At 49.9% G+C, this 23,707-nt stretch carries 21 protein-coding genes; 6 read left to right on the top strand and 15 right to left on the bottom strand.

Annotated elements, in window-relative coordinates; all coding sequences use genetic code 11:
• Positions 1-56 precede the first annotated feature (56 nt).
• The 4 genes from ACFSUS_RS21600 to ACFSUS_RS21585 all read left to right on the top strand — a co-directional run bounded on the left by ACFSUS_RS21600 (position 57) and on the right by ACFSUS_RS21585 (position 8,426).
• Positions 57-4,742, top strand: coding sequence for a translocation/assembly module TamB domain-containing protein (locus ACFSUS_RS21600; protein WP_381525834.1), 4,686 nt, complete (start codon positions 57-59; stop codon positions 4,740-4,742).
• 121 nt (positions 4,743-4,863) lie between these two features.
• A complete protein-coding gene (locus tag ACFSUS_RS21595) occupies positions 4,864-5,910 on the top strand; it encodes a glycoside hydrolase family 43 protein (RefSeq protein WP_381525833.1) in 1,047 nt (348 codons plus the stop codon).
• A 99-nt stretch (positions 5,911-6,009) separates the two neighbouring features.
• Complete coding sequence (locus ACFSUS_RS21590) at positions 6,010-7,200, top strand: aldose epimerase family protein (RefSeq protein WP_381525832.1); 1,191 nt, start codon at positions 6,010-6,012, stop codon at positions 7,198-7,200.
• 62 nt (positions 7,201-7,262) lie between these two features.
• On the top strand, positions 7,263-8,426 hold the full coding sequence (locus ACFSUS_RS21585) for a cellulase family glycosylhydrolase (protein WP_381525831.1): 1,164 nt from the start codon (positions 7,263-7,265) through the stop codon (positions 8,424-8,426).
• Positions 8,427-8,551: 125 nt separating this feature from the next.
• Here ACFSUS_RS21585 and ACFSUS_RS21580 read toward each other — a convergent pair whose 3' ends face one another.
• Complete coding sequence (locus tag ACFSUS_RS21580; protein ID WP_381525830.1) at positions 8,552-8,758, bottom strand: hypothetical protein; 207 nt, start codon at positions 8,756-8,758, stop codon at positions 8,552-8,554.
• A gap of 134 nt (positions 8,759-8,892) precedes the next feature.
• Entirely contained in the window at positions 8,893-9,126 is a 234-nt protein-coding gene (locus ACFSUS_RS21575; RefSeq protein WP_381525829.1) for a hypothetical protein, read from the bottom strand.
• A gap of 119 nt (positions 9,127-9,245) precedes the next feature.
• On the opposite strand from ACFSUS_RS21575, the gene ACFSUS_RS21570 reads away from it, so the two are divergent.
• Positions 9,246-9,755, top strand: a complete 510-nt coding sequence (locus tag ACFSUS_RS21570; RefSeq protein WP_381525828.1) for a hypothetical protein — start codon at positions 9,246-9,248, stop codon at positions 9,753-9,755.
• Between the two features lie 141 nt (positions 9,756-9,896).
• On the top strand, positions 9,897-10,121 hold the full coding sequence (locus ACFSUS_RS21565; RefSeq protein ID WP_381525827.1) for a hypothetical protein: 225 nt from the start codon (positions 9,897-9,899) through the stop codon (positions 10,119-10,121).
• A 56-nt stretch (positions 10,122-10,177) separates the two neighbouring features.
• Here the strand turns inward: ACFSUS_RS21565 and ACFSUS_RS21560 are convergent, their stop codons facing one another.
• The 13 genes from ACFSUS_RS21560 to ACFSUS_RS21500 all read right to left on the bottom strand — a co-directional run bounded on the left by ACFSUS_RS21560 (position 10,178) and on the right by ACFSUS_RS21500 (position 23,672).
• The gene (locus ACFSUS_RS21560; RefSeq protein ID WP_381525826.1) at positions 10,178-10,864 is read right to left on the bottom strand and encodes an HlyD family secretion protein; all 687 of its coding nucleotides are present in this window, start codon (positions 10,862-10,864) and stop codon (positions 10,178-10,180) included.
• A 39-nt stretch (positions 10,865-10,903) separates the two neighbouring features.
• The gene (locus tag ACFSUS_RS21555) at positions 10,904-13,105 is read right to left on the bottom strand and encodes a peptidase domain-containing ABC transporter (RefSeq protein ID WP_381525825.1); all 2,202 of its coding nucleotides are present in this window, start codon (positions 13,103-13,105) and stop codon (positions 10,904-10,906) included.
• 3 nt (positions 13,106-13,108) lie between these two features.
• The gene (locus tag ACFSUS_RS21550) at positions 13,109-16,267 is read right to left on the bottom strand and encodes a lantibiotic dehydratase (RefSeq protein WP_381525824.1); all 3,159 of its coding nucleotides are present in this window, start codon (positions 16,265-16,267) and stop codon (positions 13,109-13,111) included.
• Positions 16,268-16,289: 22 nt separating this feature from the next.
• Positions 16,290-17,501, bottom strand: coding sequence for a lanthionine synthetase LanC family protein (locus tag ACFSUS_RS21545; RefSeq protein ID WP_381525823.1), 1,212 nt, complete (start codon positions 17,499-17,501; stop codon positions 16,290-16,292).
• A 1-nt stretch (position 17,502) separates the two neighbouring features.
• Positions 17,503-17,832: a hypothetical protein gene (locus ACFSUS_RS21540; RefSeq protein ID WP_381525822.1), complete on the bottom strand. Its 330-nt coding sequence runs from the start codon at positions 17,830-17,832 to the stop codon at positions 17,503-17,505.
• Positions 17,833-18,286: 454 nt separating this feature from the next.
• The gene (locus ACFSUS_RS21535) at positions 18,287-20,932 is read right to left on the bottom strand and encodes a peptidase associated domain and porin domain-containing protein (protein WP_381525821.1); all 2,646 of its coding nucleotides are present in this window, start codon (positions 20,930-20,932) and stop codon (positions 18,287-18,289) included.
• Between the two features lies 1 nt (position 20,933).
• Positions 20,934-21,707, bottom strand: coding sequence for a GLPGLI family protein (locus ACFSUS_RS21530; RefSeq protein ID WP_381525820.1), 774 nt, complete (start codon positions 21,705-21,707; stop codon positions 20,934-20,936).
• Between the two features lie 79 nt (positions 21,708-21,786).
• Positions 21,787-21,924 carry a hypothetical protein gene (locus ACFSUS_RS21525; RefSeq protein ID WP_381525819.1) on the bottom strand — a complete coding sequence of 46 codons (138 nt, stop codon included), beginning with the start codon at positions 21,922-21,924 and terminating at the stop codon, positions 21,787-21,789.
• Between the two features lie 52 nt (positions 21,925-21,976).
• Positions 21,977-22,183 (bottom strand): hypothetical protein, encoded by a 207-nt coding sequence (locus tag ACFSUS_RS21520; RefSeq protein ID WP_381525818.1) that lies wholly within the window; start codon positions 22,181-22,183, stop codon positions 21,977-21,979.
• 204 nt (positions 22,184-22,387) lie between these two features.
• Positions 22,388-22,693, bottom strand: coding sequence for a response regulator transcription factor (locus tag ACFSUS_RS21515; RefSeq protein ID WP_381525817.1), 306 nt, complete (start codon positions 22,691-22,693; stop codon positions 22,388-22,390).
• 267 nt (positions 22,694-22,960) lie between these two features.
• The gene (locus ACFSUS_RS21510; RefSeq protein WP_381525816.1) at positions 22,961-23,131 is read right to left on the bottom strand and encodes a hypothetical protein; all 171 of its coding nucleotides are present in this window, start codon (positions 23,129-23,131) and stop codon (positions 22,961-22,963) included.
• A gap of 150 nt (positions 23,132-23,281) precedes the next feature.
• Complete coding sequence (locus ACFSUS_RS21505) at positions 23,282-23,461, bottom strand: class I lanthipeptide (protein ID WP_381525815.1); 180 nt, start codon at positions 23,459-23,461, stop codon at positions 23,282-23,284.
• Positions 23,462-23,507: 46 nt separating this feature from the next.
• A complete protein-coding gene (locus tag ACFSUS_RS21500; RefSeq protein ID WP_381525814.1) occupies positions 23,508-23,672 on the bottom strand; it encodes a class I lanthipeptide in 165 nt (54 codons plus the stop codon).
• Between the last annotated feature and the right edge of the window lie 35 nt (positions 23,673-23,707).

The following is a 23,707-nucleotide window of genomic DNA, read 5'->3' as shown; positions in this document are numbered from 1 at the left end:
GTCTAACGTGCGGTTAATTTCCGTTATTCATTGTACATTAGGCATTTCCGTTCTGGATGCGTCAGTTTTTTGCCATATTTCTCAAAACACTGCTCTACCTGTTTCTGACGGTAGTGGGTTTGGCGTTGGGAATTTTGCTGAGCCTGCAAATTCCTGAGGTTCAAACCCGACTAGCGCAGGAGGGGGCTAAATGGCTATCGGGTAAACTCCTGTTTCCGGTTGCTATTAAAGGCGTTTCCATCAAGTGGTTCGATTCGCTTACGCTTGAAGAGTTGACCATTAAAGACCGACAAGGTCGGCCGATGATTATCGTCGGGCGGCTCGACGCTGATTATAATCTCCGCAACTTACTGGATTCGTCGGCTCATAACATTCACCTGGACGAGGTAGTGCTCTACAAGCCCGACGTCCGAATGATTAAAAATCCCAGGAATGGCGACACTAATCTGGATGACTTCATTGCCCGTATTGAAGAGCTGACCTCCGATCCCACCAAACCCAGCATTCCCAACCAGAACGTTCCGTTTACGGTAGCGCGCGTAACGCTGGCCGATGGGTCGTACACTTTATACGATCCGAGGGAACCGTTGATGAACAATCCAAAGCGGTTTGACTACGACCACTTTACCTTCCAGCACCTCAATGCCGACGTTAGCGATCTGTTAGTTCTGGGGGATACCATCGCACTTAACATCAAAGGCTTATCCGGTGTTGATCGGGATTCGCGCTTGCGGGTTCGGCAGTTAGACACCCGCTTTCTGTATTGCAATACGAAGCTGGAATTGGCCAAACTGTACGCCCACATTGGCAACTCTGTGATACGTAATGGGCTAACCTTTTTCTACGATAAGCCGTCCGCGTTTAGTCATTTTAACAGCCGGGTGGTGATGCAGGCTCGCTTCCATGACAGTGAAGTACGATCAAAAGACTTAGGCTATTTTTCGGATTACCTGCGCGAACTGGATGAGACGTGGTTGCTGACCGGCAATTTTACCGGCACGGTTAACGACTTCCGACTTAGTAACACAGACCTGCGCTTTGGGGCCAAAGGGCGTAGTCAACTCAAAGGAAACATAGCCTGGAAAGGCCTACCCGACATCGACAAAACAACGGTTGATTTTGCGTTTACCCCGTCTGTTGTCAACATGGCAGATATCCGGCAGTACTATCCGGACTCGTCATTCAACAAGGTCATCCAGAAGCTGGGTACCGTTGGGTTTAATGCTACGTTTGCCGGAGCGTTCAATGATTTTAAAACCAAAGGGTCTTTCAAAACGGCTATTGGTGACGTAACGGGCGACCTGGCGCTGAAACTTGCCACTAAAGCTACCCCGACGACCTATACGGCTAACCTGCGGGGAGAACACGTTGATCTGGGCCAGCTCATTAATCAGCCCGATCAGTTCGGTATACTAGACGGAGAGGGACGTATTACCGGCAAAGGAACAGACCTCGAGCAGGCTAACATTGACATTGACGGCCGATTTGATCAGTTTAGCTGGCAGGGCTACAATTACCGTAACATTGTAGCACGCGGTAATCTACAAAAAGCATTCTTCCACGGGCAGGTTAACATCAGTGATCAAAATCTGGCGTTTGCCCTCGATGGTGAATTTGATCTGAACGGGCCACGCAACCACTATGATCTGCGTGGTGCCATTCAACATGCCGATTTGCGGGCCTTGGGTTACCTACGTGATTCACTGATTGTAAAAACGAATTTAGACATCCGTCTGGAAGGAAAGACACTGGATGATATTGTCGGCAGTGCATCATTTAACGACGCCAGGTTAAATCTCAATCGACGTAACCTAAGCATAGATAAACTCACGCTGGTGTCGTCTGTGGAGCGACGTGACTCAATTGGAACGCAACGTTATTTTGACCTGGATTCCGATTTCCTGACGACGCGCCTGCAAGGCAACTTTCAACCCCAGCGCACGGTTGACGATCTGACCCAATTAGCCCGTGAATATCAACTGTATTTTGTGGGTGATGCCGCTGGTATGAAGGCTTATTATGAACGAAAACGGCAACGGGTCGCGCAACTGACGAGACGAGCTACTAAGCCAGTTGAGCGATACAACGTAGACTACCAGTTCATCGCTAAGAACATTGCCCCCTTATTGGATTTTGTGGCGCCATCTGTCTATGTGGCTCCGGCTACGCGCCTGGAAGGCCGATTTACGCTTGACAACACCGCGTTTCTGACGGCTACGGCAAAAACCGACTCGCTGACGATTGGTAAGGTAGGCTTCGGGCCGAGCGATGTCGATCTGACGACGTCTAAGTTTACCTATGGGGAAGAGGTGCTCGCATCGGCCATAATTTCTTCAAAACGGCAAACACTTAGCACATTTCTACCGACGCGTAATCTACAGGTCGAGGCCTCCTGGGACGTTGATCATATTGATTTTACCAGTAGCGTCGATCAGGCGGGTAGTTCAAATCACGCTGACCTAAATGGTGAATTGCGCTTTAAAGGCGACGCTATCGACCTGACCTTCCGGGAGTCGAAAGTACGGGTGCTGGATGGCGATTGGACGCTCAACCCCGAAAGCCTGATTCGGAAAGTTGGCGATGAATACACTATCCGGAATTTGTCTGTTCTGAATCAAAATCAGTTGATTCAGGCGTCTGGTAAGATTTCTCCAGACTCAGTTCAGCATCTTGATCTGGAGGCTCGTAGTTTCCTGCTAGCGTCGCTCAACTCTGTGCTTAACACAACCCTTGGTGGCACCTTAGACGGCACCTTATCCGTGCGTAACATCTATGGAACGCCCATCATAGAAAGCCAGCTAGCGGTTAATGCTTTGTCGTATCAGGGCGCGTTAATTGGTGATATTAAGGGCCGGGGTGAGTGGGACCAACTGGCGCAACGGCTCAACGTCGATGCAAACGTAAACCGCAATGGCGCAGATGTGCTGACGCTGATTGGTAACTACACCCCCCAGCAAAAGACGAATCCTTTGGCCTTGAGTGCCAGACTCAACAATACAAACCTGAATATACTGGAGCCGTTCACAACAGGACTGTTTTCGAACCTGGGCGGAGTGGCCAGCGGTTCGGTAGCGGTTACGGGTACTCCTTCGGCGCCTGTCCTGAAAGGTGAAGTAGCGGTGAAAGGTGGCCGGGGCCGTTTTGATTACCTGAAGGCCGATTTTACGTTCGATGAAACGATCTACTTTGCTGAAAACGAAATCATTACCCGTCGACTCACCCTGCGCGATCCGAGTGGCAATACGGCCCAGCTGCGCGGAGGGGTCTACCATGACGGCTTCCGTTACTTTACCTTAGGATTCGACGCGGATTTTAAGAATTTCAGAATCCTCAACACCACCGCTAAAGATAATGATCTGTTCTATGGTCAGGCGGTTGTAACAGGTAAAGCCGAGTTGTATGGACCGCTTAATAACCTAACCATACGTGCTAACGTAGCCAGTAATAAAGGGACCCGAATCTATATTCCATTGGATGGGGCAACATCCGTAAGCTCCGACGACCAGATTCGGTTTGTTAACCGGAGTGGAACGACATCGGGTCAGCCAGCGAGCCAAACGGCGAATCATTCCGGTGATCATGTCGGTAGTGACATCGATCTGTCGCGCATACAGATGGATTTTAACTTCGACATTACGCCCGATGCCTATTGCGAGATACAGCTGGATCGTCAGACCGGAGATATTATCAGCGCCTATGGACAGGGCCGGCTGGCTATGAAGGTGGACACGAAAGGCGATTTCACGATGACGGGCAATTATGAGATTCAGAAGGGGGAATACACCTTTACGTTTCAGAATGTCATAAACAAACGGTTTCAGATTCGCTCAAATAGCCGCATTACGTGGACGGGTGATCCCTATGGTGCGCTGCTGGACGTAACGGCGGCTTACACGCAGTATACGTCGCTGGCGCCATTGCTGCCAAATACTGGAACGAGCACATCGCCAACCAATCGGGGGAGCGATCAAACGCGTCGCTACCCCGTCGATTTAGTTATCAAGCTGAACGGTGATTTGGGGTCACCGGCTATTAGCTATGATCTAGATCTGAAAGAGTATCCAGCTACGTCTGATTACCGTCAGGCCGTTACCGCGTTTGAGTCACGACTGCAAAGCAACGACCAGGAACTTACGCGTCAGGTAAGCAGTGTTTTGTTGTTCAATCAGTTACTGCCCGAAGGTACCAGCTTGTTTGATCAGGGGCAAGTGAACACGGGAGTGTTCAATAGCGTGAGTGAGTTGCTGTCGAACCAGATCAGCCGGGTGGCCTCTAACCTGGACGAAAACCTTGACGTGGGCGTATCATTTGGTGGTTTCACGACGGGTACTCAGAACGAAAACTTGCTTAACAACTTACAGCTTCGTTTCTCATACCGGCTGCTCAACGACCGGTTACGCATCAGCCGCGATGGCGGATTCACGTACGGCCAGAGCCAGTACAACGCGGCTAGTTTACTCGGTGAGTGGACACTGGAATATTTCATAACGCCCGATGGCCGGTTCCGGGCGAAGGTGTATAACCGGAATCAGCAGAGTATTTTAAGCCAGTATAACCTCAATAGTACGATCACAACGGGGGGCGGGCTAAGCTTCCTGTACACCCGCTCGTTTAATCGACTGTTCGGAGGCAAACGTAATGCACCCGGCTTAACACCAAACCCTTCTAAGTCAACGGATGAGCCGGCACCGACTCCGATTCCTGTGACTACGTTCACCACCTCTGGGCGCGGAACATTATAAAGGCTAACCTCAGGAAGGGGTAAAAACATCCTTTTCTTTCTTTACGTATCAGGTCACGCTAAAACGGCTGCTCATCTGCCGTGGGTTATGGCGTTGGCCACCATGAAAGCGTACTTGTGCTATGAGGTGTTTACGTTTCCTACTAATTTTTGTTCTACTGATTGCATCGGCCTGCCCGCTGCTTGCCCAGCGCACGTTCACGAACCCTATTAAACCGTCAGGCCCGGATCCGTGGGTATTGCAACAAGGCGAATGGTATTATTACACGAACACTACGGGCGCTAATGTTACGCTCTGGCGAACACGCAACATGGCAGATCTCGCAACGGCCGAGCGCAAAACGATCTTTGTTCCTTCGACCGGCCAACCGTTTTCCAGGGACCTCTGGGCACCCGAGATTCACTATTTTGATAACAAGTGGTACGTGTATGTGTCGGCCGATTCGCTCAATAATTTATCGCACCGAGTATGGGTGCTCGAGAATACGTCGCCCGATCCGATGCAGGGCGAATGGGTTATGAAAGGAAAAATTGGCGATAAAGGCGATCATTGGGCGATTGATATGTCGGTCATGGAGTACAAAGGCCAACTGTATGCCGCCTGGTCGGGATGGGAGGGGCCAACCAATGGCCGACAGGATATTTTTATAGCTAAGTTGAAAAACCCCTGGACGTTAGACGGCGACCGGGTGAAACTATCACAACCCGATCAGCCTTGGGAGCAGCATGGCGATGTGCCGCAGGAATGGCAACGTAATGGCGAAATTCCCAAAATATACGTTAACGAAGGCCCTGAATTCTTACAGCATGATGACAAGCTGTTCATCGTTTACTCGGCCAACGCCTGCTGGCTTGATTACTGCCTCGGTCTGTTAACCTATACCGGACAAGGCGATCTAACAGACCCTCGTAGTTGGATTAAGAGCAAGAATCCCGTATTTGTGCAGGCTCCCGAAAACGGCGTGTGGGCACCGGGGCACGGTGGTTTCTTTAAATCGGCAGACGGTAAACAGGATTGGATGATTTACCACGCCAATCCATCAGCTACGGATGGGTGCGGTAATAAACGTGCCCCGCATATCCAACCCTTTACGTGGAATGCTGATGGTACGCCCAACTTCGGTAAACCTGCACCTAAAACGCCTATGCCCATTCCGAGTGAGAAATAACACAAGGTCTCCTTGAGCGGTTTAGAACTTAACCGGATGGGACGGTGTAGAGCATCTCGTCCGGCATATACCAACCCTTTTTAATACTCACAGAAACCAATGAATAAACTAATTTTTTCGGGTGTTGCTCTTGCCTTTATAAGCCTGGCTAGCTGTCAGCCCGCTAACAAAACCGAACAAAAGGCCACTGATTCGATTGCTGTTGCTACAGGCGATACGACGGCCATGCTCGATGCTAAACTTCCCGATCCTAAGGCATTTGATGGGCAGGTTAAAGGCAAAAAAACAGGGCTATACATTCTTAAAAAGGACAGTATACAGGTCGCCATTACCAATTATGGCGCTCGTATTGTGGGCTTGCTCGTGCCTGATAAGATGGGTAAGCAAACGGATATTGCGCCCGGTTTCGCGTCGCTTACCGGGTATGAGAAGGCCAATGAACCGTTCTACGGGCCCATCGTTGGTCGGTTTGGCAACCGAATAGCCAAGGGTAAATTTACTCTTGATGGTAAAACGTACTCCACCGAGTTGAACAACAACGGCAATACGTTGCACAGCGGACCAAGCGGATTTCATACGCAGGTTTGGGACGTCAAACGGGCCAACGATGAAATCCTTGAGTTTACATACATCTCAAAAGACGGTGAGGGAGGATTTCCCGGTACGGTTACCACTAAAGTTACCTATTCGCTAACCGACGATAACGGCCTTTCCATTACGTACTCCGCCACGACAGACAAACCCACGCCTTACAATCCTACCAGTCACGGCTTTTTTAATCTGAACGGCGAGGGGAGTGGTACAATCCTGAATCATGTTCTGATGATTGATGCCGATAAGTACTCGGTGGTCGACAAGGGCTTAATCCCGCAGGGCGAGCCGGTCTCCGTAGCAGGAACACCGTTCGATTTTCGTAAGCCGACGGCCATTGGTGCACGAATCAACCAAAAAAACGAGCAACTCACCTTCGGCGGAGGCTACGATCACAACTGGGTACTAAACAAAAAAGGAACGGGTATGACCAAAGCTGCTGAAATCATGGGCGATCAGTCGGGTATAAAAATGGATGTACTCACCACCGAGCCCGCTTTACAATTCTACAGCGGTAACTTCTTCAAAGGAAATGACACGGGAAAATACGGTAAGGCCACCAATTTCCGGGGGGCCTTTGCCCTGGAGGCCCAGCACTATCCGGATTCGCCCAATCATCCTACGTACCCAAACACTGTTTTGAAGCCCGGTCAGACATACAAGCAAACCACTGAGTACCGGTTTTCAACGGTCAAATAAGCTTGCACTATATCAGCTACCCTACTTAGCCTGAGCATTCCAACAACTATCACTGTTAATTTATGACACGTTTTTCGTTTCTGGTAGCCTTATTCATTACCACGTTTGCCTTTGGGCAGCCGAACGCTCGAACCACTCCCAAAATCGACCGATGGTCAGCGGCTAAAGCCAACGCCTGGTATGCTAAGGAGCCATTTCTGGTGGGGGCCAATTATACACCGGCTTACGCTATTAATGAATTGGAGATGTTTCAGGCGGATACCTTCGACCCGAAAGCCATTGACAACGAACTAGCAATGGCCGAAAGCATTGGCATGAACACCATGCGCGTGTTTCTGCACGATTTACTCTGGCAAGATGCCGCTGGTTTTACCAAACGACTCGACCAGTTTCTGGCCATCTGCGCCAGGCATAAAATCAGACCAATGCTGGTCTTGTTCGATTCCTGCTGGGACCCCCTGCCCAAGCTTGGTAAACAACATGAGCCTACACCGGGCATTCATAACTCGGGCTGGCTGCAAAGCCCCGGTGCTGATGCGCTTTCCGACGTATCGCAGTATCCGCGACTGGAAGAGTACGTGAAGGGAGTGGTTGGGGCGTTCAAAAACGATACCCGAATTCTGGCGTGGGACACCTGGAACGAGCCCGATAATGCCAACGACAATAGCTACGGCCAAAACCATACGATCAAAACCGAACTGCCGAAGGAACGTAAAGTCGCGATTGTCACGCGGCTGTTACCTCATGTGTTTCAGTGGGCACGGGAAGCTGGTGCCACCCAGCCACTGACCTCGGGCGTGTGGGTCTATCGAAATCCAGAAGACTGGGGAGATCCTGGCAAACAGACGCCCATTGAAAAGGTGCAGTTTGATAATTCCGACATCATTACTTTTCACCAGTACCTGAGCCCTGCCGACCTGGAAAAAGTAATTCCGGTGTTGCAGAAAATGGGTCGGCCGGTGATCTGCACCGAATACATGGCGCGGGGGGTAAACAGCAAGTTTCAGACGCACCTGCCCATTGCCAAAAAAGCCAAAGTGGGCATGATCAACTGGGGCTTTGTGGCCGGAAAAACGCAGACGTTTCTACCATGGGATAGCTGGCAGAAACCTTACGTGAATGGGCGCGAACCGGCCGTCTGGTTTCACGAGGTGTTCAAGCAAGACGGTAAGACACCGTATGACCCCGCCGAAACAGCGGCTATTAAACAGGCAACTGGCAAATAGCTATACTTGATAGCAGACCAAGAATATACGTTTCAAGCTGTTAGTGGGGGGATAGAGCGCCCACTAACAGCTTGATTATAATTCACTGTATTGGGGAAAGCAGAGTCAATGAAGAATTTATGAGCTTAATAAGCAGAGATTTCTCCGTTGGTCCGGATCGTTAATTCATCTTCAAAGGGAACTACTACTACCGTGGTATCCCGAACACCGGGATAGTCCCGTAGAAAGCGTTGTTTGGATACTTCCTCGCTATTGTTCAAATATGCCTTTCGGAAAGGCTTTGGTGATATTGAGCCATACCCTGTGACAATGACTAATGTGTTGGTCGGCATATAAAAATTGTTGGTTAATTAGATGAGTGGAGGTAGCCCACGAAAGTTTTGGCAAATAGCTATACAAACTGGAGCCTATTGTTACCTCATGCAGGGCCGGTACCTCACTTAAGCTGTGCGTCAGAGCCCCTTGTCTACTTACGGCCTTTTTTGGCTTTAGGGGCTAAATCTGGAGGTGTTATTCCGGATTCGTTTCGGGCGTATTTGGGTAGAACCAGCTGACCGGCTACTTTGGCGGGCTTTGTGGCCACTTTCTTAGTGTTTTTGTTTGTCTTTTCCTGATGAGCCATGATCGTTGGTTTTCCTCTATAACACCAGGGCGACAAAAACGCTTTATTTGTTTCTGGTGAACAACCCGTTTTAGTCATGAAAACGGCTGGTTAGCGGGCTAGTTAGCTTATAATTAATCTCTGAATTGTAATCATTTAGGTAGCCGCATTGTTGTAGTATTACCAGCCTGGCTGAGTGCTTGCTTACCGGCAGTCAAATGTCGTTTGTGATGATGTATCTGGACGCCATTTGGACTAGGCCGCAACTGACTGATCATCTTAGTAAGATCGCGTATCTGCTCAAATCCAAAGTTTTCAATTCTTCTATCCCCTTTACGGTTCAGAGCCAGCTCTGCTGGATGGAGTTGATTGGTGAGGTAAGCGATTTGGTTCGGCAGGCGGCCCTTTCCGGAAAGCGTATCAACTTCACCGATGAAGTTAGCGCTTATGACCAATTTCAGGACATTACTAGCCTGCTGGACGCCATGCGGCAGTCAGCCTTTGTCATTCAGGCGATTACACCTGCCCAGCGGAGCCTGAAAATTCTTTCTCCAGCTCTTAATCAATTTAACGGAGTTGGCTCTGGCCAGTTTGCCAACGGCCTATTATTTACTTGCCCTCACAAAAACGAACGTGCTTTTTTCATTGGCCGGGACCGCGTTTACTTCTATCGGCACTTGATCCGTGCTTACATAGAGGCCGGACGCTACCTGACCTCGTTACCGTAATTAAGATTGTTTATCGGTGCACCACTTAGACAGGATAGCCTGATTAAGTACGAATGGGTGCTTTGAATGCTGTTTAATTTACAACCCGCTGAGTTTTTAGTGTAGTGTTGAGTTAACTGATGCTCATAAACTAGTGAATGCATGTCTATACAATCCAAGTTTACTTCCAGGCAACGCCAGTTGGTACCCCTGCAACCTATACCTGCCGATAAGAAGCCGTATATCGTTCGGGATATGCCTGATACGATCGTGTATTTAACTCCGGATCAGGCGGCTAATCGGTTCGATTTAATTCCTCAATCAAAGCCCTTACCTGTGTCAGATGAGATTACGTCTGTTGACTGGGTAGAATCTGAACGTTGGTAAAGCTTAAGACCAAGGTATTACCTGGTTGAAAGCTTGCTGCAACGGCTAAGGATCTCTCATAGTAGAGCCTCGGTGACGTAGGAAAGCAGGGTCTGCTCTTTTAGGGTAAATCGTAGTGTAGCATTAGCTTGGTCTGGCACCACTAACGTATGGCTAGATTGCGATACCGTAAACCTTACATTTACCCAGATGGAATTGCCTTGTGCCTGCACCGACCGCTGGGTAACGAAGCCTTTAAACCGAGCATCTGGATAGGCTGGGCAACTAATCGTTACTGGGCTTCCTAATTTTATGTACCTACTTTTTTCGGTTGGGAAAGCGCACCGAACGTCAAACGTCTGGTGATTAGGTACTATGCACAGGGTTGCCTGGGTTGCCGTTACGTTTTCCCAGATGCACACGCCTTCCTGACTGGCCCGAATCACGTTTGTGGGAGCCGAGCACAGAATTACGGGTGTTGCCCGCTGAACGGTCTGTCCATTACGGGCGAGTGGCTGATAGGCTTGTCCCGGTGGAATTGCAATACGCTGAATAGTACCTACAAAATGCATTGTGCCGGGTAGTTCCACCGTCATAGGGTAGCGCACGATGGCACCCAGCGCAACTAGCGATAGAAATGCCGCTAATGTAAGTAGGTTTCCGTGACGAACTACCCAGCTAAAGCGCCGGCCCAGAACCTCCTGAACCTCGTCGCTCAGTAAGTTGAGGTCGTCGTTAGCGGTTGAATATGTAGCGTTTGGCATAGCGTTTATTCGGTATAATGGGGTTGTCGTTCACTACAGTTACTGGCCTAATTCCAGCTGGTTTTTAACCAGGTGATAATAAGCTCCGCGACCCGAAACGAGTTCGTCATGGGTGCCCGTCTCTACCACCCGGCCTTTGTCGAGCACAACAATGTGATCGGCATTTTTAACGGTGCTCAGCCGGTGCGCAATGACGACCACGGTACGTCCGGTAAAGAAGCGGTTTAAGTTATCCATAATGATTCGCTCGTTAGTGGCATCGAGCGCACTCGTTGCTTCATCAAAGAACAGAAAGTGGGGGTTTTTATAAATGGCTCGGGCAATGAGAATCCGCTGTTTCTGACCCGTGCTAAGTCCAACGCCCCCCTGCCCAATCTTGGTGTTGTAACGCAGGGGAGTCGCTTCCACAAATTCGTCTACGTTAGCGAGTCGGGCCGCTTCACGCAACCGTTTGCGGTCAATCACGTCTTCGCCCAGAGCAATATTTCGGGCCACCGTATCGGAGAAGATAAACCCTTCCTGCATCACCGTGCCGCAGCAGTCGCGCCAGGCTCCGTGATACATCTGACTCAGGGGAACGCTACCATTCAGAATCTCGCCCTCGTTTGGTTCGTAAAACTTGAGGAGCAGCTTCAGTAGTGTCGTTTTACCACTGCCGCTGGCTCCGACAATAGCCGTCACCTTCCGGGCAGGTACGGTAAGCGAAACGTCTTTCAGCACCATCGGCGTCTGCGCGTGCGACGTGTACTTAAACGAAACGTTACGCAGCACAATATCTTCTCCAATCAAGACTTCATCGGTTCGGAGAGCAGTCGGGTTTTCTTCGTTGGGTTTAGCGTGCACTTCGTTAATGCGTTCGGTACTTAACCTGGCATCCTGGTAAAGACGAATAAATTCAACTAACTCCAGAATAGGTGCGTTCAGCTGACCGGTGATGTACGAAATAGCCAGCATCATTCCAAGACTTAACTGACCGTCGAGGACAAGTTTAGCGGCTAACACGGTGATGATGATGTTCTTCAGCTCATTAATGGTAGATGAGCCAACCGTTTGCAACTGCCTGATCTTTAGTCCTTTTATGTTGATTTTGTAGAGCTTCACTTGCTGGTGTTCCCACTCCCAGCGCTTTTGTCGTTCGGCGTTGTGGAGTTTAATTTCCTGCATGCCATAAATCATCTCCAGGTTTTTGTCCTGGTTTCGGGAGAGTTGAGCAAAGCGTTTGTAATCCAGATCAGCGCGCTTTTTGAGGAAAAACATGATCCAGCCAAAGTACAGCAGGCTACCGACCAGGAATACGAAGAAAATAATTGGGCTATAGTAGGCTAGTACCGCACTGAAGATGATGAGGTTGAGCGACGAGAAAAGAACGTTCAACGTGCCGCTGGTCAGGAACGTTTCCAGGCGCTGATGATCGCCGATACGTTGCAGAATATCACCGGTCATCTTGACATCAAAAAAGCCAAGCGGTAGTTTCATCAGCTTAATGAAAAAATCGGTCAGTAAACTGATGTTAATTCGACTGCTGAGGTGCATCAAAATTTCTGTTCGGAGCAGGTCGATCATCATCCGACCGACGAAAACGACAAGTTGCCCCAGCAGAATGAGATAAATGAAAGGCAAATCATGTTGGCGAATGCCTACGTCGACAATACTCTGGGTCAGGAACGGAAATACCAGCTGGAGCAAGCTACCCACCAATAAGCCGACCATCAATTGACCCATCAGGTACCGATATCGCCGAAGGTATCCCAGAATGAAACCAAATCCTTTGCTAGGCTGAACATCCGGATCGGCGAGCTGGTAAAACTCCGGAGTGGGCTCGAGCGAAAGAATGATACCTTCATTGGATGAATCGGTAGACCAGCCTTTCAAGAACTCTTCTTTGGTATAAACGAGCCGATCGTGTGCCGGGTCAGATACGTACACCCGATTGTTGGTGACTTTGTACACAACCACAAAATGGTGCTGCTGCCAGAACGCAACGCAGGGAAACGGCTTCTCGGAAAGCAGATCATCAAAACCGATTTTCAAGCCTACGGTTCGGTAGCCTAGCTTTTCGGCGGCTTCACTCAGGCCTAGTAGACTGCTACCGATGCGGGTTGTGCTACTTAGCGCCCGCAAGTAGTTTGTTGAGTAATCTTTACCGTAATAGGCGCTGATGATTCGCAGGCACGTTGGTCCGCAATCCATATGGTCTAACTGCCTGAAATGAGGAAAGCGACGGGAAGGTAGGGTGATCATGCGTCAAGACAGTGAAAGTTGGGGCGATTGCTTACGGAGCCGGGCTAAGTCAGAATCATACTGTCGATACAGAAAATCGTAGATCAAAAGCTCGTGCAACCGCTGGTTCGATGGAATCAACCGGTTGAGTAACATGTGCACGTAGCTGGCCAGCAAGCTCGAGAGCGGTAATTTAAGCTGCCCGGTCTCCTGGTTTGCTAGTAGCTGGCCAACAAGGGGAGCGAGCGCATCGTGCTTTTGGTAAAGTACCGTCAGTAACTCATAGGTAGGTTGAACCAGGTCTTGTTCACGATTGAGCCATTGACTGATGAGCGGACGGTTGGTGCGGTATTTTTGATCAAGTTGCTGCTTACCCGACTGATCTACCCGAAACTCCTGAGCAAAACCAGTCTTGAGGTCAAGCATCAACCGGTGCCGCTGGGTCAGATCTAAACCGAACGTGCGGAGCAGATCGTCGACGGCCCGAATACCCCAGAGCCAGCGCAGCTGCTCGCGATCGTCACCCCAGGTGCGTTCCAGAAAGTCCAGAACGGCCGTACTGTCGTAGTAAAACAAGGTTTCCGACAAAACGATGTTTTCCATCCCGTACCGCTCCAATTCCCGGACATACGTATCGAGTTGGGTTTTCCAGATGACACCGGTTTGCTCGAAAGGCTCCAGATAACTGCGTACGCAACGGATGACATCGCCAATCTGAAGTGGGTTTGAGAGGTGCAAGCGAAACCGCAAATGAGGCTTAGGATCGGTATACCGAATGAAAAACCACTTGTCGATCAGGCCTGCCGATAGGAGTTGTTCCGTAACGGGGCGTACCACGTCCAGCAGAATTTGGTCGGCCGACTTTACGCCACAATACAGCTTGAAATATAGCCACTCGGACCCAACCGAGAACAGACGTTGTACACCGCTCGAATTTGTCAGACGTTCGCTCGGGAGAGTGTAGGCTGGTTCGGTACGTACTAAAGGCGCAATAAACTGATTCGTGTGAGGGGTGTTAGCGTGGTCCTGAACGGTGGCCTGCTGGTTTTCGTACAGAAATTCCGCCAGTATAATGGTACTCCGATTTTTAACGGCATCGACCAGAGCCCGAATGCTGAGCGGATTTTGCCAATCCACCAACAATTCATTGTCGCCATCGGCCAGCACCACAAACCGGGGCATTCGCCAGGTTTCTTGCCATTGACGAATGATCGCTTCTGATACATCACTCGCCAGCAAGGGGGCAAAATCATCTTTCGCTAACTGCCAGCTGGCGGGTAACAAAATGACCGATTTGTAAGTAACGCGGGGCAAAAACGAATGATGGCGGGCCATGGCTCCCCAATTGAACGAAAGGCCCGGACGCTTACCCTGGTTTTGTAAGTCACATAAGAACTGATAAACCGGCAACGCGCGGTAGCTGTAGTTGTGGGCGGTGCTTAAGCGCGGGATAATCTGCTTGCCCAGTCGCTTCGACCGTAACATGACCTCATTACCTCGCACAGAGATAAATAGATCGCGTAAATCAAGCTGATCTTCGACGGGCCGCGATGACTTGGCCAGATAAGGTATTTCAACGGGCCGAAACGGAGGGTGTAATAAGATGTTACCCACACGGCTCTCTGGCAGGTGAATGATTTCGGCAAATAAGACGTCGGGGTTAAGCCGTTGTTCCTCAGTAGCTACTGACTGTGCCACATGGCAGATACCAGCGTGACCGTGGGCAAACCGCCCCAGCAAATTAACGGCGCTTGAGCCGCTGAAGCCTTCCAGCAGGACGTGCTTGGTACCGGCTTCTGTGTCAACAAGTCGGAACATAGCGGCCAGTGAGGCAGGCAAATCACTTAAATCAGCGGCTGGAAACTCGCCGAAATCTGCGTCCGTGATGTCAACTGTATAGGCTTGCTGCTGACTAGCTTCCAGGAGTTTGGTATGCAGCCAATTTTGAGTTTTGTTCCAGGGGAGCCCATACTCCAGCGGGTCACGGCCCGAGGGGAGCGCGATATCGTCTATCAGGGGCGTAATGTCGTTACTGGTTCCCTGATCCAGGTAGCCAATGCCTGTCTCTACGTCCAAAGCTTGCAAAAGCGGTACTTCCTGGTCTTCGTAGCGGTCATAGAAACGTTGGGCGAAAGACTTTAGATTGTCGGTTTCGTTTTTTGGCGCGATACGACGGAGCAAATGCAGAGCGTCTATGAGCTGATTTTGCCATTGCGCATCGACCGAAACTGTCTGCTCATCTGGATACCGGAATAGATCAGTCTGTAGGAGTTTAGCTTCGTCGAACGGTAATTGGAGAGCGGCCAACTGTTCCTGAATCTGCCGGTACGTAGCAATTTGGTCCGTTGACGGATCATCTAACCTGGCCAATTTCGTTTGTACATTTTGCAGAAACTGGCACAAGCCGTTTAGTTCGCCTTTAGCGTCGAGGTTATTGATTTTTTCGACGGTAACAATCAGTTGAGCCAGAAAATCGTCGCCCGTTATGGCCGGCTCTAGCTCATTCACCAGCAGTTGAGCGGCTAGTATATCGTCAAGAAATTGAGCCGCTTCGTCGGGCGTTACGTCGTCGTCCAGGATTGTCTGTGTCAGTTGTTCATACGTAGCGCCCTTCACGGCAGCCGCCAAAATGCGGTCCAGGTGGTGGGAAGCCGTCACGGCGCTGATGCGATGCGATCGCTTTCCTTCCACATATAAATACTCCGCGTAACGAATCTCGTCGCCAACCCGATAATAGCTGCTATTCGGGTAATACAGTAAATTCATTTTGAGCAGTGGCAGCGTAGCTAAGTGCTGAGCTAATGCACATAAAAAGTGCATATCAAAGCGAGTATGCCGTTGAAAACCGCTCTTACTAAACTGTATGCCGGTGGGCGTATCACTCCAGTCGACCAACGAACAAGCCGCAAATAAACCGAATGGCGTACAGCGGCTCATCATACGGCTGTAATACTTAACCAGCGACGCTATGAGCTTGGCTTGCTTTTTGGCATCGAGTACAACCCCGTCGCGCCATTCCAGTGCCGTGCGAAACAACGTGGGCGACGCCAGATACAAGGCATCCTGAAACCAGGGTTCGGCCAGAGCCGCCCGGAGTGATTGCTCAGTTAGGGCATCAGGAGTAAACGGTAAATAGGGAGTCCGTAGCACGAGTTGACTATGGAAACGATAGAGCTGGCTCATGAAGTTGAGTAGAGGATTGAGGTTACAACAGAAAGGCTCGGCTCCAGTGAAGTTCTTCCTCCGAGACGTAGGATAGCAGGGTTAGCGCCACACCAACCCAACCTTCGAGCAGGGAAGCCGCTTTGTCGTCGAAGGTGGCTTTTTGTAGATCTTCGTCAATATATGACAGGGTGGTGTCCATCCATTGCCGGTAGCCGGTTTGATAGATGTCAAGGCCCGTTAAGCGATGCAGGGTTCGGTACATTTGGGCAACGCCAGCTGCACCATGGCAGAAATGAGCATCCTTGACCAATGTCGTTTCCTGATTTGTGCGTAACAAAGTATAAGCGCCCATTAGGTCTACTCGCTTACGTAATTGAGCATCTTTTAACAGATCGGCGGCCTGATATAGAAAAAGAATAGCGTTCAGATCGCCGTAGCACCAGGCCAATCGATTCCCGAAAGTGGGGGTGCGACTGGCTTCATCAAGGGTAAAGGGGAAGAACGAATGCTGATTGGTTTCAGCACTGATCGGGGCGCGATTGTTCATGAAGTAATCAGCTCCCTGGCGAATCGCCGGTGGAATGATATCAAGTCGCAGCCCCCGCTGATAAGCTCTCAGAAGAACGGAAAGAAAACCAGCCTGACCGTGCGACAGACTAAAGTTAGTCTGGGCGCATTCCTGAGGGTCCATCAGGAAGCTACGTAGTCGTAGCCCTCTTTGGTCAACGATTGCTTTAGCCAATAATTGCTCAACGATCTCTTTCGCGTAGCTATAAATAGCTGGATTACCGAGCCGTTCGGTGAAATAATGAAGGACGCCGGTGGCTCCGTGCAGGTAGTCGATAAAGTCGCTGGCTATCCACTCAAGGGCTGTTTGGTGAAGATAGGCATCCAGCTCCTGCAACTCCTCATCGAGGTCCAGATCAATGATGTTCCGCTGCCGCAAATACGCCAGTACATAACCAAACCCAGCTCCGCCACTGCCCAGTGAAGCGCCGGTTAGCTGAGGTTCGGTATTCATATGGTCGAACACCTGCTCCAGCCGGGTCTGCGTTTGATCGAAATACGTTTGTTCATGCGTAGCCAGCCACAAATGGGCATAATACCACACTACCCCCAGATTACCGCTCAGTAGCCCATCGTGAGGAACACTGGCCTGCTCAATCAAACCATTAAGCTTTTTTAAATATGTAGATGCGATTCGTTGCACTGGACGCAGATCGGAAATGGATGATGGCAGGATGATAGTCATGTTAAGGCTTCTTTATGGTTCTGAGATCTATAGGCGATTCAGCACTCATGTTCAGGAAGACTTTAACCTTTTTCTTTTCGTTGGTATTGCCATTGTTGATGATAAACAGTGGCTGACGAGACGTGGAGGCTGGTATATCCAGATTTACCGGAAGAACAGACGGGTTGGCAAACGTATTCGCCGACTGACTTTTTACAAACTGCTCGTAGGTAACGGTTTTGTTCTTTGTGGCCTCCGTATCTGCCGAAGTCTTCAGCGATGAGGCCGGTTGCTGGGCATACACAAGCACAGATGACGAGCAACCAAGCAACATAATGAGGAGTGATTTCATAACAGTGCTGTTTTGTGATGATTGAAATTATTACCCACTCATACTGTGGGCAAATAAAATACACCAACGCAGCTTCTGGGCGGACCAACGAGCCCACAAACCGGACTAGTTGAAATGGAAAATCACGGCTGAGCAGGCAATCGAAGCTTGGGCTGGGCATAGTCTCCAGACTATGCCCAGGCGTTACCCGGTCTCCGACCGGTTGTTAACTTGTTGTTCCAGTCAGAGACCGGATAACGCTGGAACCGGTCCGCCGGTGCGGTAGTCTGGAGACTACGTTCAACTGAGATTCCGATTTTAAAATCCGCTATGTTTTTTGATTTATCAAAACAGGTTTTGCATCTTTGTACAGTTTCATGATTGTGCCTATCCAGTCTCCCAATGATAGGATGTCCCCAGACTGTGCGAGAGTCTGGGGATTTTTTGTTGGTAGTACTTGCTTGCCTTTGAGTAATCAGAAACTGTACCGGGCGTACAGCAAGGTCATTCGTGGAAGTAAGGGGTAAATGCCCATGGAGTAGGTAGTGGGCGTAATGCTGACCTGCTTGTAGGTGGTTTGATTCAGGAGGTTGAGTGCCTCGGCTCGCAAGGTCAGTTTGGGCGTCAGTTGGTACGTTGCGTTTGCGTTCAGAAACGTATAGTTATCCTGCCGAATCCGGTTAACTTCTGCTTTTAAGCTTATCTGATACTTTTTCTGTCGGTAGAATAGTTGCGAATAGCCGTTCATAGCCGTGAACGCTTGCCTGAACGACTGATCTTCCTGTGTACCACTTACCAGCGTATGCCGATAGGTGCCGCTAAACTCGACATTGAATGGTGACTCGAATACCGATACGTATTTGGCCGTCACGATCGGCATGAAATGGCTGGTGTTCCTTGGCTGACCATTCACCATCTGCTGCGCCTGGTTTTGCATTAGGTTCACATTGAGCCTGATATTGCCGCTGATCGGATAAACAAGTTTTTCCAGCGTACTGGTCACGCCTAGAGTATAAACACCGGGGGTGTTGATGAGCGTGGTAACCGAGTAATCGGGTGAAAAACGCAGGTCGCCCATGTTCCAGAAGCTGTTGGAGCGTGTGGCAAAAGCGCTCAGTAAGAACGTCATGTGCCGGAACGCCATATCGGTAAACAGATAGGTTGCAGACAGCTGGTTTCGTTCGTCGAAGAGGAGTCCCCGATACCCTCGCTGGGCTGATCGAAAGTCGGTGACGGCAGCCTGGTCGAGCAGGTAAGTGTTTGATACCGGCGTAGCCTGCCGCTCATACGCCAGGGTTAAACGGCTTAAGTTCGATGTGCGGTACGAAACGGTCAGGTTGGCCTGAATCGGTGTTCGACGGCTGAACTGCTGGTTGATGGTTGCCGAAACATGACTCAGTTGAAATATACCGGCTATTTCAAGACGAGGCCAGAGTAATCTTCCCGTTGTTCGGCTGTAAATCGTTTGTCGACTTAGAGAAAGTGGAGTGTTGTTTATCGGAAAGCCACCTTCCCGCTGATGCACAGCGGCCTCAAATTGGTTGTCTGTGTAGCCGACTTGCTGCTCAAATTTTCTGAGCTTTGTGCCGTACATCCATTGTAGCTGTCCACCATACAATTGGTTACGTTGGCTAACCAGCTGTTCAAAGGCACCACCGGGTAGCCATCTGGTACCAAAAGTAGCCGTTGCCAGCGCGGAGTCCAGGCGAGTGTCGTACCGCTCGGTCAGACGCGTGTCGGTTGCCTGGGCCGACAACACCAGTGCCTGCGTTGTAGTCAGCTTATGAGTCAGTTCGAGCAGGTGCTGGCTATCATAAATTTGATTTGTGAACTGCTGCGGAAACCGTGATACGTCGTCACCCGTCGTGAACTGCGTTGCCTGGCTTAGGTTAATTGTTTTTGTGCCCGTAGTGCCCTTGTAAACTAAAGCCGTTCGGTCTGTTAGGGAATAATCGGCCCGTAATCGCAGCAAGGCCAGTGTTGGGCGTTGGCGCAGGCTGTCGGTTTGCTGATAGCGCAGGAGCGTATCGCTACCGATGAGCTCATAACGTTGGGATCGCCCCGCCTGTACCTGATCGCGCAGTAACGACAGATTCGCCGTTATTTTCAGGGCCTTAACCGGATTAATGGCTACATTGAACGTACCAACCCGCTCGTTATTTACATTTTCTAAAGGCGAATTCAGATTCCGAATAAACGGCTGCGACGTTTGGGTAAATGGCTTAACGAGTAATTCCGACGCGGGTCGGGCGTCGGTTAAGACGTTGGCAGCTGCATCGCTCAAGTCGAGGTGGCGGGTGCCCACATTATTAGCCGATAACACCGCGAACGCCTTGGCGTACTTACTGTAGGAAAACAGGTTGGTGATCCCGTTGTACCGTTGTGGACCGACGCCAACGTCTACCGTGCCAAACAGAAGCGCCTTCTGACTGTTGTTGACCGTTAGATTCAGAACGGTGGTTTCAGACTGCTCAATTTTGCGGAGCAATTTATTCTCCGAAAAATTTTCGATAGCCTGTACTTCATTGAGTAGAGCCGGGTTAATGCTTCGGGTGGCCAGCTGATAGGTTTCACCAATCAGGTCGTCGCCATCGAGCAGCACTTTTTCAACCCGACGTTCTTTAAAGTAAATATCGCCGTTCTGCTCGACCCGTACGTTTGGCATCTTCTTCAGAACCTCCTCCAGCGTTCGCTCGGAGCCATTGCGAAACGCGTCAACTTTGTAGCGGGTAGAATCGCCCTGTTCACGCACGGGAATGCGGGCCGTTACCTGTACTTCATTCAGTAGTAAGCCACCGGGCTCCATGCCAATCTCCACCAGATTACTGACGGGTAACGAAACTGGCTGGAGGGCAGTTCGGTAGCTGATATGTGATACGTTGAGGTAATATTGTTTTCCGGTTTCAAGGGCATAAACCAGCTCAAACAGCCCCGTTGCATTGGTTCGGGTGAAGGCCACCACGACACTGTCTGGGGCACGGCCTAAGGTAACGTATGCCGACTCGATGATCTGACGGGTGCTCTGATTGCGCACAATCCCCCGAAGCGGTTGGGCGTGTCCGTCAGCCAGCAGACCCAACAGCCAGGCTGCCAGTAACCATCTTATCTGCACTGATTTCATGTTACTTGTTAGTTAGACACTCAGCAGTTGGCGTAATCATGGGCGGATTTTGAGGATCTTCGGCAGAAGCAGCAATAAACTTGGCAACCTTGTCGGCCTCTACCGTTTCGATTTGCCGGAAAGCCTCGAACGAATATTCCTGATCTCCAGTTTTGGGTGGGGCAATAATATAGGGCTTGGCTGTACTCGGATAGTCGGCTGTGAGGAGCTTATACGAAACGTCATTCCGCTCATTGAGTGCTTCAACAATCAAGCCTGGTAAACCACTTAGTTTGGCTGGTCCAATTGAGAGGGGGATAGCCGTTGTGAACCAGACGGTGTATTTGGCGCATCGGAACGTAGTAGTTGCTTTCTGGCACTCGTAGGGGCCAATTCGCTTCTTTTCGGGTTCAAGCTGCCAGTCTAACTTGGGAACGTCGTCGTGGACAATGCATATTTTCCCGTTTGAGAAAACAGTCCGTAAGTCCATCTTGCCAGTCCGAAAGTTTTGATAAACTGTAAAATCTTTACCGTCGCCAAAATCAACCTGTTCAATAGTCAGGCGAGTATCGCCTTTCATCACCGTCGTGTCGGGCAATTGGCTGGGTTTTGGAGCATACGTAACGTACACACTCTCAGTGCCATTGTAAAACAAATCTTCAACCCTGGAGTCGACAACTGTAGATAGGAGGGTCATTGTTGTTTGATACCGGAACCGGCTTTGTTTCGGTTTTTCCTGCGCAAATGCTGTGAGAGTCAGAGCCGCGCAAAATAGAGTCAAGCCTATGTTTTTCATTTGTTCTGGCGATTTAGTGGTTAGAAATAATGATTTCCCCAAGCCCAGGTAAGCTTGGGGAAATCGAAGCAGGCGAAGACTATGGGCACTTTACAGGCGTTAGTGTTGCGCGCTGGGTTAAATAGTTGACGCTTACCCGGTAGCACTCATCGGCGAAAGAAGCGGTAGCGGTGCAAAGCATGGCAAGAACAAGGGCTGATTTGATTACTTTTTTCATGTTGATTTGAGATTTGATTGTGAAGATGTAAGAAATAGAGTTGGAGGTGCGACTAGCACGAATAACGGGTAACGGTCTTGGTGCCGTCGGCGTTGCTACGAACCCGAATGCATGTGTCCGCAAACTTGGCTGATTGACCCTTGATGGTTGGCGATACCGCTTTTTTAGCCGAAGCATTGTGAGCGTTAACACTTGCGAACGTTTGCATTGCGCCGATTAACAGCGTGACCATGAGTGACGATTTTACTAGCGTTTTCATTGGAAAAATTGTTTAGAGTGAGATGTTTAATTCAGAAACCGTTTCAGCATTGCCGGCGTGTGCTTGTCGTTTTTCTTATGTCAAAGGTAGACCACCTGCTGCTGCTGAAATAGAGAGAAAACATCTCAATTCTTTGGGAGAAACCCCCCGGAATCTTGAGGGGTTTTACGTCTAATTCGGTCAGTTGTTTCGGAAAATGTCTAGCTATGAGTGAGTTACGCTAAGTTGCGCCGACTCGCCCGTTACCAGTTGGAACCACTGCTGAAGCTCTGGACCGTGCTGTCGGGCGAAGCGGGCCAGTAGCCTGGTTCCTTTCATGTTCAGCTTGCAGCCGATGCGCGCCCGATAATTTTCAACGCTTTTGGGCGTCAGGCAAAGCTGCTCAGCAATCTCCGCATTTGTTAAGTCGTTCGCTACCTGAAGCAGCACATCCCACTCTCGGCGGGTGAGTTCAAAAATGTCGCGCGTTTGAAGCGTTACGCCCAGTTTATGTTCGGGAAAAGGTTTCATTGTTGAATGAATTTAACGGTTGTCAATGGCCTGAAGATCAAGCGCAGATCGTGGTTGAAAGAGCAAGCGGCTTGGGGGCCGATGGTGTTACGGATATGCTATTTGATGTGGTCCGAAGCTATCGATTGCCGAAAGGGTAGGCAAAAAAAATACACCAACGTTCGGAGTAAGCGGATGAACTTGGCACGTAGCCGGACATCTGGAAATCAGGCTTAAGCAGATAGCCATAAATTTCGGTCCGGCGCTTCGGAATAAAAGACGAAATATTTAAAAACTGATAGTGACTGTATCAGGACCTGGGCAATTGATGTAGGTGCAATCACGGCCCGATGTGCGGCCGGCTGGAGTAGCGAGGTGCCCCGCTTGTATAGCCGCTAAATGTTTAGTTTCCAGGCGGGCAACGGCCCGTTTGCCTAATTGAAGTTTCGATTGTTTCATGATTGTTTGTGTGCTAAACGCTAGTTGATAAATTGATGTATGCGGCCTGTACTGGTTCCTTAACTATCTGATTTTTCAGTTAATACAATGTCCCCAGACTGTGCGAGAATCCGGGGACATGTTGAAACGAATACCAATGGCTAGGATCTGTTAAAAGCTTGGGCACATGCAGGATCGTTGTATGCCAACGGATGTGCTGTCGCTCGGAATATCCGTCATATTGCGGACTAAGCTCTGCTGACCTGCCTGTATGACCGCCAGTTGTGTACCGTTCAACGACGCAACCGTCATCTTACGGAGCGAAAGTTTATTGGACGTAGTAAGCTTCATCTGCTTGTGAAAAAGAATAGAGTGAGTTGCTGGAGAAGCGTTAGCTCTAAAACGAATTGCAATGAATACCACACGATTCGCCGGTTTGGCATACACACCCCGATGGGAATATGAGACGGTCTTGAGGAGTGGCGGCAGCACCACCGCCTACAGTTGATAATTGAGCCGGAGCTAGTTTAGCAATCGATTTTTTGTTGATCGTTAGTTTCATGATTGTGTTTGGTTTGATTGGTTGTGCCTGCTCAA

Source organism: Spirosoma soli (genome assembly GCF_042684525.1).
Lineage (GTDB): Bacteria > Bacteroidota > Bacteroidia > Cytophagales > Spirosomataceae > Spirosoma > Spirosoma soli.
Note: the sequence above shows the minus strand (reverse complement) of the source record. Positions and strands in the feature narration are given on the sequence as shown.